This is a genomic window from Klebsiella sp. Lac1 (genome assembly GCF_009825425.1).
GTDB classification, from domain to species: domain Bacteria; phylum Pseudomonadota; class Gammaproteobacteria; order Enterobacterales; family Enterobacteriaceae; genus Klebsiella; species Klebsiella electrica.
On sequence record NZ_VJZJ01000002.1, the window covers coordinates 586,732 to 602,100 of the forward strand.

Annotated in this window: 13 protein-coding genes; all 13 read left to right on the forward strand. The window is 57.2% G+C overall.

The features are described from left to right. Positions 1-180: 180 nt before the first annotated feature. The 13 genes from ilvI to murG all read left to right on the forward strand — a co-directional run bounded on the left by ilvI (position 181) and on the right by murG (position 15,344). Positions 181-1,905: an acetolactate synthase 3 large subunit gene (ilvI, locus tag FNY10_RS18205; RefSeq protein WP_100682571.1), complete on the forward strand. Its 1,725-nt coding sequence runs from the start codon at positions 181-183 to the stop codon at positions 1,903-1,905. 2 nt (positions 1,906-1,907) lie between these two features. Continuing rightward, on the forward strand, positions 1,908-2,399 hold the full coding sequence (ilvN, locus tag FNY10_RS18210) for an acetolactate synthase small subunit (protein WP_100682570.1): 492 nt from the start codon (positions 1,908-1,910) through the stop codon (positions 2,397-2,399). Between the two features lie 180 nt (positions 2,400-2,579). Next, complete coding sequence (gene cra, locus FNY10_RS18215; RefSeq protein WP_004857845.1) at positions 2,580-3,584, forward strand: catabolite repressor/activator; 1,005 nt, start codon at positions 2,580-2,582, stop codon at positions 3,582-3,584. A 661-nt stretch (positions 3,585-4,245) separates the two neighbouring features. Beyond that, positions 4,246-4,704 (forward strand): division/cell wall cluster transcriptional repressor MraZ, encoded by a 459-nt coding sequence (gene mraZ, locus FNY10_RS18220; protein ID WP_004857850.1) that lies wholly within the window; start codon positions 4,246-4,248, stop codon positions 4,702-4,704. A gap of 4 nt (positions 4,705-4,708) precedes the next feature. Next, positions 4,709-5,650 carry a 16S rRNA (cytosine(1402)-N(4))-methyltransferase RsmH gene (gene rsmH, locus FNY10_RS18225; protein ID WP_100682569.1) on the forward strand — a complete coding sequence of 314 codons (942 nt, stop codon included), beginning with the start codon at positions 4,709-4,711 and terminating at the stop codon, positions 5,648-5,650. Then, positions 5,647-6,012 carry a cell division protein FtsL gene (ftsL, locus tag FNY10_RS18230; RefSeq protein ID WP_004857854.1) on the forward strand — a complete coding sequence of 122 codons (366 nt, stop codon included), beginning with the start codon at positions 5,647-5,649 and terminating at the stop codon, positions 6,010-6,012. The genes rsmH and ftsL overlap by 4 nt, the downstream gene beginning before the upstream one ends. 15 nt (positions 6,013-6,027) lie before the next feature. Beyond that, positions 6,028-7,794 carry a peptidoglycan glycosyltransferase FtsI gene (locus tag FNY10_RS18235; RefSeq protein WP_100682568.1) on the forward strand — a complete coding sequence of 589 codons (1,767 nt, stop codon included), beginning with the start codon at positions 6,028-6,030 and terminating at the stop codon, positions 7,792-7,794. Further along, complete coding sequence (murE, locus tag FNY10_RS18240; protein WP_131049232.1) at positions 7,781-9,268, forward strand: UDP-N-acetylmuramoyl-L-alanyl-D-glutamate--2,6-diaminopimelate ligase; 1,488 nt, start codon at positions 7,781-7,783, stop codon at positions 9,266-9,268. The genes FNY10_RS18235 and murE overlap by 14 nt, the downstream gene beginning before the upstream one ends. Beyond that, positions 9,265-10,623, forward strand: a complete 1,359-nt coding sequence (gene murF / locus FNY10_RS18245) for a UDP-N-acetylmuramoyl-tripeptide--D-alanyl-D-alanine ligase (protein ID WP_100682566.1) — start codon at positions 9,265-9,267, stop codon at positions 10,621-10,623. Before murE ends, murF begins: the two co-directional genes overlap by 4 nt. Continuing rightward, the gene (gene mraY, locus FNY10_RS18250) at positions 10,617-11,699 is read left to right on the forward strand and encodes a phospho-N-acetylmuramoyl-pentapeptide-transferase (RefSeq protein ID WP_100682565.1); all 1,083 of its coding nucleotides are present in this window, start codon (positions 10,617-10,619) and stop codon (positions 11,697-11,699) included. Before murF ends, mraY begins: the two co-directional genes overlap by 7 nt. Positions 11,700-11,701: 2 nt before the next feature. Further along, positions 11,702-13,018, forward strand: a complete 1,317-nt coding sequence (gene murD / locus FNY10_RS18255; RefSeq protein WP_141965325.1) for a UDP-N-acetylmuramoyl-L-alanine--D-glutamate ligase — start codon at positions 11,702-11,704, stop codon at positions 13,016-13,018. Then, entirely contained in the window at positions 13,018-14,277 is a 1,260-nt protein-coding gene (ftsW, locus tag FNY10_RS18260; protein WP_100682563.1) for a cell division protein FtsW, read from the forward strand. Before murD ends, ftsW begins: the two co-directional genes overlap by 1 nt. Beyond that, positions 14,274-15,344 (forward strand): undecaprenyldiphospho-muramoylpentapeptide beta-N-acetylglucosaminyltransferase, encoded by a 1,071-nt coding sequence (murG, locus tag FNY10_RS18265; protein ID WP_100682562.1) that lies wholly within the window; start codon positions 14,274-14,276, stop codon positions 15,342-15,344. The genes ftsW and murG overlap by 4 nt, the downstream gene beginning before the upstream one ends. Positions 15,345-15,369: the final 25 nt, after the last annotated feature.

The following is a 15,369-nucleotide window of genomic DNA, read 5'->3' on the forward strand; positions in this document are numbered from 1 at the left end:
TTTATTCTTTTAGCGGCTCGCATACGCCTGAGGTCGCTAATTGCCTGCCCGTTGGCGAGCAGTTATGGTAAGAGCACGCAGTCCATTCACCTCAATGCCAGGCGTCGATTTCTGGCATTGTGCGAACGCGCGGAAATTGAATTCTGCTGCCGTTAGAAACAGTAAGCCTGGAGGCAAACCATGGAGATGTTGTCAGGAGCCGAGATGGTCGTCCAATCGCTTGTCGATCAGGGCGTCAAGCAAGTATTCGGCTATCCCGGAGGCGCGGTCCTCGATATCTATGATGCGTTGCATACCCTGGGGGGTATCGACCATATTCTGGTGCGCCATGAGCAGGCGGCGGTGCATATGGCGGACGGCCTTGCCCGCGCGACCGGCGAAGTGGGGGTTGTGCTGGTGACTTCGGGGCCGGGCGCGACGAATGCCATTACCGGTATCGCAACGGCATACATGGATTCTGTTCCGCTGGTGATTCTCTCCGGGCAGGTCGCGACTTCCCTGATCGGTTATGACGCCTTCCAGGAGTGCGATATGGTCGGTATCTCCCGGCCGGTGGTGAAACACAGTTTCCTGGTCAAGCAGACGGAAGATATTCCCGGCGTGCTGAAAAAAGCGTTCTGGCTGGCCGCCAGCGGGCGTCCAGGTCCGGTGGTCGTTGATTTACCAAAGGATATCCTCAATCCGGCGAACAAACTGCCGTACGCGTGGCCGGATACCGTCAGTATGCGTTCTTACAACCCGACAACCAGTGGTCATAAAGGACAAATTAAACGCGCTCTGCAGACGCTGGTGGCGGCAAAACATCCGGTTGTCTACGTCGGCGGCGGGGCGATTAATGCCGGATGTGAACAACAGCTGCGTACCCTGGTGGAAAAACTGAATCTGCCGGTGGCTTCGTCGCTGATGGGGCTCGGCGCGTTTCCGGCCACCCATTCCCAGGCTTTAGGGATGCTGGGGATGCATGGAACGTATGAAGCCAACATGACGATGCATCACTCCGATGTCATCTTTGCCGTCGGCGTGCGTTTTGACGATCGCACAACCAATAATCTGGCGAAGTACTGCCCGAATGCGACGGTGCTGCATATCGATATCGATCCGACCTCCATTTCGAAGACGGTCCCGGCTGATGTGCCGATCGTCGGCGACGCCCGTCTGGTGCTGGATCAGATGCTCGATCTCCTGGAGCAGGAAGAGGTGCAGCAGCCGCACGATGAGATCCGCGACTGGTGGCAGCAGATCGAGCAATGGCGCGCGCGCCACTGCCTGCAATACGATACGCAAAGCGGCAAGATCAAACCCCAGGCCGTCATCGAGACCATCTGGCGGCTGACCAACGGCGACGCTTACGTGACCTCCGATGTCGGTCAGCACCAGATGTTTGCCGCCCTTTACTATCCTTTCGACAAGCCAAGGCGGTGGATTAACTCAGGCGGCCTCGGCACGATGGGCTTCGGTTTGCCCGCCGCTCTCGGCGTGAAGATGGCGCTGCCGGAAGAGATGGTCGTTTGTGTGACCGGCGATGGCAGTATCCAGATGAATATTCAGGAGCTTTCCACTGCTTTACAGTATGAGCTGCCGGTGCTGGTGTTGAACCTGAACAACCGCTACCTCGGGATGGTGAAGCAGTGGCAGGATATGATCTATTCTGGTCGCCATTCACAATCTTATATGGAGTCCTTACCGGATTTCGTCCGGCTTGCGGAAGCTTACGGGCACGTAGGGATTCGCATCAGCGAACCGCAGGAGCTGGAGTCTAAGCTGGCCGAAGCGCTGGAGCAGGTGCGTAATCATCGTCTGGTCTTCGTTGATGTGACGGTGGACGGCAGCGAGCATGTGTATCCCATGCAGATCCGCGGCGGCGGCATGGATGAGATGTGGTTGAGCAAAACGGAGAGAACCTGATTATGCGCCGGATATTATCTGTCTTACTGGAAAACGAATCAGGCGCCTTATCACGCGTCATCGGTCTTTTCGCGCAGCGCGGCTATAACATTGAAAGCCTGACGGTCGCCCCCACCGACGATCCGACGCTTTCAAGAATGACTATCCAGACCGTGGGCGATGAAAAAGCCATCGAGCAAATTGAAAAACAGCTGCATAAGCTGGTGGATGTTCTGCGCGTCAGCGAACTGGGGCAGAATTCACACGTTGAGCGTGAAATTATGCTGGTGAAAGTCCAGGCGAGCGGTTTTGGCCGTGAAGAGGTGAAGCGCAACACGGAGATTTTCCGCGGGCAAATCATCGATGTCACGCCGTCGCTGTATACCGTCCAGCTGGTAGGGACCAGCGATAAACTGGACGCTTTTCTGGCTTCCTTGCGCGATGTTGCGCGCATTGTCGAAGTGGCGCGCTCCGGTGTGGTCGGACTGTCGCGCGGCGACAAAATCATGCGCTGAGTTGCTGAAACTGACGTAAAAATAGCCCGACACAATCTGTCGGGTTATTTTTTTGCGAAATCGGTGGGAACTGGAGACAAAACCGGTTGCTGCGCTAACTATTCTGCGTTTAGATGTTATGAAAATGAATCCATAGCTGAAGAAAGGTTATGTTCTGTACTCATTACCCAAGGGGCAATTGTGAAACTGGATGAAATCGCCCGGCTGGCCGGTGTCTCGCGTACCACCGCTAGCTATGTGATTAACGGTAAAGCGAAACAGTACCGCGTCAGCGACAAAACGGTCGAAAAGGTGATGGCCGTCGTTCGTGAGCACAACTACCATCCGAATGCGGTCGCTGCCGGCTTGCGTGCAGGACGCACGCGTTCTATTGGTCTGGTGATTCCCGATCTGGAAAATACCAGCTATACCCGTATTGCTAACTATCTTGAGCGTCAGGCGCGCCAGCGCGGCTATCAGCTGCTGATTGCCTGTTCGGAAGATCAGCCTGATAACGAAATGCGCTGTATTGAGCATCTGTTACAGCGCCAGGTGGATGCGATTATCGTCTCGACGTCACTTCCGCCAGAGCATCCGTTCTATCAGCGCTGGGCCAACGATCCTTTCCCGATTGTCGCCCTTGACCGTGCGCTCGATCGCGAGCACTTCACCAGCGTTGTTGGCGCCGATCAGGATGATGCCGAAATGCTGGCCGCTGAACTGCGCAAATTCCCGGGGGAAAACGTTCTGTATCTTGGCGCGTTACCGGAGCTGTCGGTCAGTTTCCTGCGTGAACAGGGCTTCCGTACCGCGTGGAATGACGATCCGCGGGAAGTGCAGTATCTGTACGCCAACAGCTTTGAACGCGAAGCGGCAGGACAGCTGTTTGAGAAATGGCTGGAAACACATCCCATGCCGCAGGCGCTGTTCACAACGTCATTTCCGCTGTTGCAGGGGGTGATGGACGTGACGCTGCGCCGGGAAGGGAAGCTGCCGTCCGAGCTGGCTATTGCGACCTTCGGCGACAATGAACTGCTCGATTTCCTGCAGTGCCCGGTACTGGCCGTGGCCCAGCGTCACCGCGATGTGGCTGAACGCGTGCTGGAAATTGTGCTCGCCAGCCTCGACGAACCGCGTAAGCCAAAACCGGGCTTAAGCCGTATCCGTCGTAATTTGTATCGCCGGGGAAGTTTGAATCGTCGCTGAGACGCCAGGCTATCGAGCGCCTGCATCGGTGTGTGCTAAAAACCTGGAAATGGATGGCGTTACTCGCCAGACGAAAGTTGTCTGGCGATAATCCGTACTAATTACCATAAAAAAGTAAATTTGGATCGCTTTCAGACAAATCCCTAAACTTCTTTACGCATTATTTTGTTTTATTCTGGCGTTGCCGCTTTTCGGCACCCGTTAGCGATAAAAAAAGTGAAATCAGTCTTTATTTGTATTATTTTGTTACATTCGTTAAGTTAATCGCTGAATTAACACTCATTTTACAGCCCATCACACGGTCATCTCCCCGCACCCCGCGGCAAGAGTGCTTCTCTGACGATAACAGGCACTGTTAACGGGCACCATAATCGCCTAAAATGCCGCTCGCGTCGCAAACTGACACTTTATATTTTCCCGCCGAAGATATTTTGTTGCTTTTAACTGTTACGAATTTGTTGGTTGTTTTCTTACACGTATTCATAGCGTTAATTTGCCTCGTTTGTTGATGATTATTTCATCAGGCCGGATATCGGCTGCAAATAATGGGTTTTTGAGCTTCGTTGGTATTCGTGCTGGCTTGACAAGCTTTTCCTCCGCTCCGTAAACTCCTTCTGGTGGGAATTTGTGGGTTAAAGTGGCGAAAAGGGGTGAGGCTGGCATGTTCCGTGGGGCAACGTTAGTCAATCTCGACAGCAAAGGCCGTCTGGCCGTACCGACGCGTTACCGCGACGGGCTGATCGAGGACGCTTCCGGTCAACTGGTTTGTACCATTGACATTCATCACCCGTGCCTGCTGCTTTACCCCTTGCCTGAATGGGAAATCATCGAGCAAAAATTGTCGCGTTTATCGAGCATGAATCCCGTTGAGCGGCGCGTGCAGCGTCTGCTTTTGGGTCATGCCAGCGAATGTCAGATGGATAATGCCGGGCGTCTGCTGATCGCGCCGGTGTTACGGCAGCATGCCGGGCTGACAAAAGAAGTGATGCTGGTCGGACAGTTCAATAAGTTTGAACTGTGGGATGAAACGACCTGGTATCAACGGGTCAAGGAAGATATCGACGCTGAACAGTCGTCTACCGACGCGTTGTCGGAGCGTCTGCAGGATTTGTCTCTATAACAACATGATGGAAAATTTTAAACATACTACGGTACTTCTGGATGAAGCGGTTAACGGCCTGAATATTCGTCCGGATGGTATCTACATTGATGGGACCTTTGGTCGCGGCGGTCACTCGCGCCTGATCCTTTCCCAACTGGGAGCGGAAGGACGCCTGCTGGCTATCGATCGCGATCCGCAGGCTATCGCCGTGGCGAAAACCATTGATGACCCTCGCTTTTCCATCGTACATGGACCTTTCTCAGCGCTGGCTGATTATGTCAGTGAGCGCGGACTAACTGGCCAGATCGACGGTATTCTTCTCGATCTTGGCGTCTCTTCACCTCAGCTTGACGACGCAGAGCGTGGCTTCTCATTTATGCGCGATGGCCCGCTGGATATGCGTATGGACCCCACGCGCGGCCAGTCTGCCGCCGAGTGGCTGCAGACGGCGGACGAAGCGGATATCGCCTGGGTGATTAAAACCTTCGGCGAAGAGCGCTTTGGCAAGCGCATCGCGCGCGCCATCGTCGAGCGTAACCGTATCGAGCCGATGACCCGCACGAAAGAGCTGGCGGAGGTGGTGACGGCGGCGACGCCGGTGAAGGATAAATTCAAACATCCCGCGACCCGTACCTTCCAGGCGGTGCGCATCTGGGTGAACAGTGAACTGGAGGAGATAGAGCAGGCGCTAAAAAGCTCGCTCAGCGTGCTGGCCCCGGGCGGGCGGCTTTCTGTTATCAGTTTCCACTCGCTGGAAGACCGTATTGTGAAGCGCTTTATGCGTGAGCAAAGCCGCGGTCCGCAGGTTCCGGCCGGGTTACCGATGACCGAGGCGCAGCTCAAAAAACTGGGCGGCCGCGAGTTGCGGGCACTAGGCAAGTTGATGCCGGGCGAAGAAGAGGTGGCAGAGAATCCACGGGCCCGTAGTTCAGTTCTGCGCATTGCAGAGAGGACGAACGCATGATCGGCAGAGTGACAGAAGCCTTAAGCAAAGTTAAAGGATCGTTAGGAAGCAACGAGCGCCATGCCTTGCCTGGCGTCATCGGGGACGATCTTCTGCGGTTTGGGAAACTGCCACTCTGTCTGTTCATTTGCATCATCATTACGGCGATTACCGTGGTGACGACGGCACACCATACCCGTCTGTTAACCGCGCAGCGTGAGCAACTGGTTCTGGAACGTGACGCGCTGGATATTGAATGGCGAAACCTGATCCTCGAAGAGAACGCGCTCGGCGATCATAGTCGGGTTGAGCGGATCGCGACCGAGAAGTTGCAGATGCAACACGTCGATCCATCACAAGAAAATATCGTTGTACAAAAATAAGGATTATTGCGACGCATGAAAGCAGCGCCGAAAACGCTAAAACCAAAACGTCAGGAAGAACAGGCCAGCTTTATTAGCTGGCGTTTTGCGTTGCTGTGCGGGTGCATTTTAATCGCGCTGGGTTTCCTGCTGGGCCGCGTGGCCTGGCTACAGGTGATCAGCCCGGACATGCTGGTCCGTCAGGGTGATATGCGTTCTTTACGCGTGCAGGAGGTCTCTACCGCCCGCGGAATGATTACTGACCGCTCCGGCCGCCCGCTGGCGGTGAGTGTGCCGGTGAAGGCTATCTGGGCAGACCCGAAAGAGCTGCACGATGCTGGCGGAGTCACCCTTGATAAGCGCTGGAAGGCGTTGGCCGATGCGTTAAACATGCCGCTGGATCAGCTGGCATCGCGCATCAACACCAACCCGAGAATGCGTTTTATCTATCTGGCGCGTCAGGTTAATCCTGATATGGCGGATTACATCAAGAAGCTGAAGCTGCCAGGGATTCACATGCGCGAAGAGTCGCGCCGTTACTACCCGTCAGGTGAAGTTACCGCTCACCTTATTGGTTTCACCAACGTCGATAGCCAGGGTATTGAAGGCGTCGAGAAGAGCTTTGATAAATGGCTGACCGGTCAACCCGGCGAACGTATTGTGCGTAAAGACCGCTACGGCCGCGTTATTGAAGATATCTCCTCCACCGACAGCCAGGCCGCGCACAATCTGGCGTTGAGTATCGATGAACGTCTGCAGGCGTTGGTTTATCGCGAACTGAATAATGCCGTGGCGTTTAACAAAGCGGAGTCGGGAAGTGCGGTTCTGGTCGATGTCAGCACTGGCGAAGTGCTGGCGATGGCGAACAGTCCCTCTTATAACCCGAATAATTTCTCCGGTACGGCGAAAGATATCATGCGTAACCGTGCCATCACCGACGTGTTTGAACCGGGTTCGACGGTCAAGCCGATGGTGGTGATGACGGCGCTGCAGCGCGGCATTGTGAACGAAAATACCGTACTGAATACCATTCCTTACCGAATTAACGGCCACGAGATCAAAGACGTGGCGCGCTATAGCGAATTGACCCTGACCGGGGTGCTACAGAAGTCGAGTAACGTCGGTGTTTCCAAACTGGCGTTAGCGATGCCGTCCTCAGCGTTAGTAGATACTTACTCACGTTTTGGACTCGGAAAAGCGACCAATTTGGGGTTGGTCGGAGAACGCAGTGGCTTATATCCTCAAAAACAACGGTGGTCTGACATAGAGAGGGCCACCTTTTCTTTCGGCTACGGGCTAATGGTAACGCCGTTACAGTTAGCGCGAGTCTATGCAACGATCGGCAGCTATGGCATCTATCGCCCGCTGTCGATTACCAAAGTTGATCCACCGGTTCCCGGCGAGCGTGTATTCCCGGAACCTCTCGTTCGTACCGTGGTGCATATGATGGAAAGCGTGGCGCTGCCCGGCGGCGGCGGCGTGAAGGCGGCGATTAAAGGCTACCGCATTGCGATTAAAACCGGTACGGCGAAGAAAGTGGGGCCAGATGGCCGCTACATCAACAAATATATTGCTTACACCGCAGGCGTTGCGCCCGCCAGCCACCCGCGTTTTGCGCTGGTGGTGGTGATCAACGACCCGCAGGCGGGTAAATACTACGGCGGCGCCGTTTCCGCGCCGGTCTTCGGTGCCATCATGGGCGGCGTACTGCGTACCATGAACATCGAGCCGGATGCGTTGGCAACGGGCGAAAAAAGTGAATTTGTGATTAATCAAGGCGAGGGAACAGGTGGCAGATCGTAATTTGCGCGACCTTCTCGCTCCGTGGGTGCCAAATGCGCCGGAGCGAATTCTGCGAGAGATGACGCTGGACAGCCGGGTGGCTGCTTCCGGCGATCTCTTTGTCGCGGTATTAGGTCATCAGGCGGACGGGCGTCGTTATATCCCGCAGGCGATAGCGCAAGGTGTTGCTGCCATTATAGCTGAGGCCAAAGATGAGGCTGCTGACGGCGAAATCCGTGAAATGCACGGCGTTCCGGTCATCTATCTCAGCCAGCTCAACGAGCGCTTATCCGCGCTGGCCGGGCGTTTTTACCATCAGCCTTCAGAACAACTGCGCCTGATTGGCGTCACCGGCACCAACGGTAAAACCACCACCACCCAGCTACTGGCGCAGTGGGCCAACCTGCTCGGCGAAACCAGTGCGGTGATGGGCACGGTCGGCAACGGTCTGCTGGACAAAGTTATTCCGACGGAAAACACCACCGGTTCTGCGGTCGATGTTCAGCACGTGCTTTCAGGCCTCGCAGGGCAGGGCGCTACCTTCGCGGCCATGGAAGTCTCTTCCCACGGTCTGGTTCAGCACCGCGTGGCGGCGCTGCAGTTTGCCGCCTCGGTCTTTACTAACCTGAGCCGCGATCACCTGGATTATCACGGTGATATGGAACATTACGAAGCGGCAAAATGGCTGCTTTATTCCACTCATCATTGCGGACAGGCTATCGTCAACGCCGATGATGAAGTGGGTCGCCGCTGGCTGGCGAAGCTGCCGGACGCGGTTGCCGTATCGATGGAAGACCGCATCAACCCGAACTGTCACGGCCGCTGGCTGAAGGCTACGGCGGTGAACTACCACGATAGCGGCGCCACCATCCAGTTTGATTCCAGCTGGGGCAAGGGCGAAGTTGAAAGCCGCCTGATGGGCGCCTTTAACGTCAGCAACCTGCTGCTGGCGCTGGCCACGCTGCTGGCGCTGGGCTATCCGCTGGCTGAGCTGCTGAAAACCGCGGCTCGTCTGCAGCCGGTCTGCGGCCGAATGGAAGTGTTCAGCGCGCCGGGCAAACCGACCGTGGTGGTGGATTATGCCCATACTCCGGATGCGCTGGAAAAAGCGCTGCAGGCGGCGCGTCTGCACTGTAACGGCAAGCTGTGGTGCGTCTTCGGCTGCGGCGGCGATCGCGATAAAGGCAAACGTCCGCTGATGGGCGCTATCGCCGAAGAGTTCGCCGATATTGTGGTGGTGACCGATGACAACCCGCGTACCGAAGAGCCGCGCGCCATTATCAACGACATCCTCGCGGGCATGCTTGACGCCGGACACGCGAAGGTGAAAGAAGGCCGGGCTGAAGCGGTGACCAACGCCGTGATGCAGGCCGCGGAAGGCGATGTCGTGCTGGTCGCTGGCAAAGGTCATGAGGATTACCAGATTGTTGGCAATCGTCGTCTTGACTACTCCGATCGCGTGACCGTAGCCCGTCTGCTGGGAGCGGTAGCATGATTCGCTTGATGCTAAGCCAGCTCGCCGACGTGACGCGCGGCGAACTGCACGGTCGCGATCTGGCCATTGATGAGGTCACGTCGGACACCCGTAAGATCACGGCAGGCTGCCTGTTCGTTGCTTTAAAGGGCGAACGTTTTGATGCGCACGATTTCGCGCAGCAGGCGAAACAAGCCGGCGCCGGTGCGCTGCTGGTCAGCCGTCAGCTGGCGTGTGATTTACCGCAGGTGGTGGTGAAAGATACCCGCCTGGCCTTTGGCGAACTGGCGGCGTGGGTTCGCCAGCAGGTGCCAGCCCGCGTGGTGGCGCTGACTGGATCTTCCGGAAAAACGTCGGTGAAAGAGATGACGGCGGCGATCCTGAGCCAGTGCGGAAATACGCTGTATACCGCCGGTAACCTGAATAACGATATTGGCGTACCGATGACGCTGCTGCGTCTGACCAAAGAGCATCGCTATGCCGTCATTGAGTTAGGGGCCAATCATCAGGGCGAAATCGCCTGGACCGTCAGCCTGACGCGCCCGGAAGCCGCCCTGGTCAACAATCTGGCCGCCGCTCACCTTGAAGGTTTTGGTTCGCTGGCGGGCGTGGCGAAAGCAAAGGGCGAAATCTTTACCGGTCTGCCGGAAAACGGCATTGCCATCCTGAATGCTGACAATAACGACTGGCTGAACTGGCAAAGCGTCATCGGCGCGCGCAAGGTATGGCGTTTCTCGCCGAATGCGGCCAACAGCGATTTTACGGCTACCCAGATTCATATCACCAGCCACGGGACAGAATTTACGCTGCAAACCCCGCAGGGGAGCGTGGATGTGCTGCTGCCGCTGCCGGGGCGCCACAATATCGCCAATGCGCTGGCAGCCGCCTCGTTAGCGATGGCGGTGGGCGCCGACTTAAATGCGGTGAAGGCCGGTCTGGCGCAGTTGCAAGCGGTACCGGGACGTCTGTTCCCTATCACGCTCGCGGAAAATCAGCTGCTGCTTGATGATTCATACAATGCCAACGTCGGTTCAATGACCGCCGCGGTGCAGGTGCTGTCCGAGATGCCGGGCTACCGGGTGCTGGTCGTCGGCGATATGGCCGAGCTGGGTACCGAAAGCGAAGCGTGCCATCGCCAGGTGGGCGAGGCGGCAAAAGCGGCAGGGCTTGACCGCGTACTCAGCACCGGCGTGCTGAGCGCAGAGATTAGCCGCGCCAGCGGCGTGGGCGAGCATCTCAGCGATAAAGCGTCGCTGGTGGCTCGGCTGCGTGAGCTGACGGCGGAACATAAGATCATCACCATTTTAGTGAAGGGTTCACGTAGTGCCGCCATGGAAGAGGTAGTACGCGCATTACAGGAGAATGGAACATGTTAGTATGGCTGGCCGAACATCTGGTCAAATATTATTCCGGCTTTAACGTCTTTTCTTATCTGACGTTTCGCGCCATCGTCAGCCTGCTGACCGCGCTGTTCATCTCTTTGTGGATGGGCCCGCGCATGATCGCCCGTCTGCAAAAACTCTCTTTCGGCCAGGTCGTACGTAACGATGGTCCGGAATCACACTTCAGCAAACGCGGTACGCCGACCATGGGCGGGATCATGATCCTGACCGCTATTGTGGTCTCAGTCCTGCTGTGGGCTTACCCGTCCAACCCGTACGTATGGTGTGTTCTGACCGTACTGATCGGCTACGGCATCATCGGTTTCGTCGATGACTACCGCAAGGTGGTGCGTAAAGACACCAAAGGGTTGATCGCCCGCTGGAAGTACTTCTGGATGTCGGTGATTGCGCTGGGCGTGGCGTTCGCGCTGTATATGGCCGGTAAAGATACGCCAGCAACCGAGCTGGTTGTGCCGTTCTTTAAAGACATCATGCCGCAACTGGGGCTGTTGTACATTTTGCTGGCTTACTTCGTGATTGTCGGGACCGGCAATGCGGTCAACCTGACCGATGGCCTTGATGGCCTGGCGATTATGCCGACCGTGTTTGTGGCGGCGGGCTTCGCGCTGGTGGCATGGGCAACGGGCAACATGAACTTTGCCAACTATCTGCATATCCCTTATCTGCGCCACGCCGGGGAACTGGTTATCGTCTGTACGGCGATCGTCGGCGCGGGTCTTGGCTTTTTGTGGTTCAACACCTATCCGGCGCAGGTCTTTATGGGCGATGTCGGCTCCCTGGCCCTCGGCGGCGCGCTGGGCATCATTGCCGTGCTGCTGCGTCAGGAGTTCCTGCTGGTGATTATGGGTGGCGTATTCGTGGTGGAGACTCTGTCGGTTATTTTGCAGGTCGGTTCCTTCAAGCTGCGCGGTCAGCGCATCTTCCGTATGGCGCCGATTCACCACCACTATGAACTGAAGGGCTGGCCGGAGCCGCGCGTTATCGTGCGCTTCTGGATTATTTCGCTGATGCTGGTGCTGATTGGCCTGGCGACGCTGAAGGTACGTTAATCATGGCAGATTATCAGGGTAAAAAAGTCGTCATTATTGGCCTGGGGATGACCGGGCTGTCTTGCGTGGACTTTTTCATGGCGCGCGGCGTGACGCCGCGGGTGATGGATACCCGCGTCGCGCCTTCCGGGCTGGATAAGCTGCCGGAAGAGGTAGAACGCTACGTGGGGGGCCTGAATGAAGACTGGCTGCTGGCAGCGGATCTGATTGTGGCAAGCCCTGGTATCGCGCTGGCGCATCCTGCGCTGAGCGCGGCAGCGGATGCGGGCGTCGAAATCGTCGGTGACATTGAGCTGTTCTGTCGCGAAGTGCAGGCGCCGATTATCGCGATTACCGGCTCAAACGGGAAAAGCACCGTGACGACGCTGGTGGGCGAGATGGCGAAAGCGGCCGGCATGAATGTTGGCGTCGGCGGCAATATCGGCCTGCCGGCCCTGATGCTGCTCGATGCCGACCGCGAACTGTACGTTCTGGAACTCTCCAGCTTCCAGCTGGAAACCACCTCCAGTCTGCGGGCGGTGGCCGCGACTATCCTCAACGTCACCGAGGATCATATGGACCGCTACCCGCTGGGCCTGCAACAGTATCGTGCGGCCAAACTGCGGGTGTATGAAAATGCGAAAACCTGCATCGTGAATGCCGATGATGGGCTGACGATGCCGGTACGCGGCGCCGATGAGCGCTGCATCAGCTTCGGCGTTGATGTCGGCGACTATCATCTTAACCGCCAGCAGGGAGAAACCTGGCTGCGGGTGAAAGGTGAGAAGATCCTGAACGTCAAAGAGATGCACATCACCGGGCAACACAACTACAGCAATGCGCTGGCTGCATTGGCGCTGGCTGATGCTGCCGGCCTGCCGCGGGCCAGCAGTCTCAAGGCGCTGACCACCTTTACCGGTCTGACGCATCGCTTCCAGCTGGTGCTGGATCATAACGGCGTGCGCTGGATCAACGATTCCAAAGCCACCAACGTCGGCAGTACTGAGGCGGCGCTGAACGGACTGCATCTGGACGGCACTCTGTACCTGCTGCTGGGCGGCGATGGCAAATCCGCTGATTTCACGCCGCTGAAACGTTATCTGGCGGGCGACAATATTCGCCTGTACTGCTTCGGTCGCGATGGCGATCAGCTGGCGGCACTGCGCCCGGAAGTGGCGACGCAAACCGGGACGATGGAAGAGGCGATGCGTCAGATTGCCCCGCTGCTGAAGTCGGGCGATATGGTGCTGTTATCGCCAGCTTGCGCCAGTCTCGATCAGTTTAAGAGTTTCGAACAACGGGGCGATGTCTTTGCCCGCCTGGCGAAGGAGTTAGGTTGATGCGTTTATCCCTCCCGCGCCTGAAAATGCCTCAGTGGAGACTGCCGCGCCTGCCGGGGATGTTTATCTTCGCCTGGCTGTTTGCGGCGCTGAAAGGCTGGGTGATGGGCTCGCGGCAGAAAGATAACGATAGCCTGGTCATGTATGACCGGATGCTGCTGTGGCTGACGTTTGGTCTGGCCGCCGTGGGTTTCATTATGGTGACCTCGGCTTCCATGCCGGTAGGGCAGCGGCTGGCCAACGATCCTTTTCTGTTCGCTAAGCGCGACGGGTTATACATTCTTCTGGCGCTGGGTCTGGCTCTGGTGACGCTGCGCCTGCCGATGGAGTTCTGGCAGCGGCACAGTACGGCGATGTTGATTGCTTCGATAGTCATGTTGCTGATCGTTCTGGTCGTCGGTAGCTCGGTAAACGGGGCATCGCGCTGGATTGCATTGGGTCCGCTGCGTATTCAGCCTGCGGAATTTACCAAGCTGTCGCTGTTCTGCTACATCGCCAACTATCTGGTGCGTAAAGGCGATGAGGTGCGCAATAACCTGCGCGGCTTCTTAAAGCCGATGGGCGTGATTTTCGTGCTGGCGATTCTGCTGCTGGCGCAGCCGGACCTCGGTACGGTCGTGGTGCTGTTCGTTACCACTCTGGCGATGCTGTTTCTCGGCGGCGCTAAGCTGTGGCAGTTCATCGCCATTATCGGCATGGGGATCTCGGCGGTGGTGCTGCTGATCCTTGCCGAACCGTATCGTATTCGCCGCGTCACTTCTTTCTGGAACCCGTGGGAAGACCCGTTTGGCAGCGGTTACCAGCTGACTCAGTCGCTGATGGCTTTCGGCCGTGGCGAAATGTGGGGGCAGGGCTTAGGCAACTCGGTACAGAAGCTGGAGTATTTACCGGAAGCGCATACCGATTTCATCTTCGCCATTATCGGCGAAGAACTCGGTTATATCGGTGTGGTACTGGCCCTATTAATGGTATTCTTCGTCGCCTTTCGCGCCATGTCGATTGGGCGTAAGGCGCTGGAGATTGATCATCGCTTTTCCGGCTTCCTGGCCTGCGCCATTGGAATCTGGTTTAGCTTCCAGGCGCTGGTTAACGTCGGGGCCGCGGCAGGCATGCTGCCGACGAAAGGCCTGACGCTGCCGCTTATCAGTTACGGCGGTTCCAGTTTGCTGATTATGTCGACGGCCATCATGTTGCTGTTGCGAATTGATTATGAAACGCGTCTGGAAAAAGCCCAGGCGTTTACACGGGGTGTTCGATGAGCGGTCAGGAAAAGCGGTTAATGGTGATGGCGGGCGGTACCGGTGGGCATGTGTTCCCTGGGCTGGCGGTCGCGCACCATTTAATGGACCAGGGCTGGCAGGTTCGCTGGCTCGGCACCGCCGATCGTATGGAAGCGGATTTAGTGCCGAAACACGGCATTGAGATTGATTTTATCCGTATATCCGGCCTGCGCGGCAAAGGGCTGAAAGCGCTGCTGTTCGCGCCGGTACGTATCTTCAACGCCTGGCGTCAGGCGCGGGAGGTCATGAAGCGTTTCCAGCCGGACGTGGTGCTGGGGATGGGCGGTTACGTTTCCGGCCCTGGCGGCCTGGCGGCCTGGTCGCTGGGTATCCCGGTGGTGCTGCATGAGCAAAACGGCATTGCTGGCCTGACAAACAAATGGCTGGCAAAGATCGCGAAGAGGGTGTTGCAGGCGTTCCCAGGTGCGTTTCCGCATGCTGATGTGGTGGGCAACCCGGTGCGTACCGATGTGCTGGCGCTGCCGTTACCGGAACAGCGCCTGGTCGGGCGCCAGGGGGCGATCCGCGTGCTGGTAGTGGGCGGCTCGCAGGGGGCCCGCGTCCTGAACCAGACGATGCCGCAGGTGGCGGGGAAACTGGGTTCGGCGGTCACTATCTGGCATCAAAGCGGGAAAGGCGGCCAGCAGACGGTGCAGCAGGCCTATGCGGATGCCGGGCAGCCGCAGCATAAAGTGACTGAGTTTATTGATGACATGGCGGCGGCGTATGCCTGGGCCGATGTTGTTGTGTGTCGTTCCGGCGCGCTGACGGTGAGTGAAATTGCCGCAGCAGGTTTACCGGCGTTATTTGTGCCGTTTCAGCACAAGGATCGTCAGCAGTACTGGAATGCCCTGCCGCTGGAGAAAGCGGGCGCGGCGAAAATTCTCGAACAGCCTCAGTTCACCGTCGATGCCGTTGTGCAGACGCTGGCTGGCTGGGATCGGGAAACGCTGCTGGATATGGCGGAACGAGCGCGTAGAGCCTCGATTCCGGATGCTACCGAACGGGTAGCGGAAGAAGTGAGCGCTGTAGCACTGGCGCGCTAATCGCGGTGAATCCCACCGCCCGTAT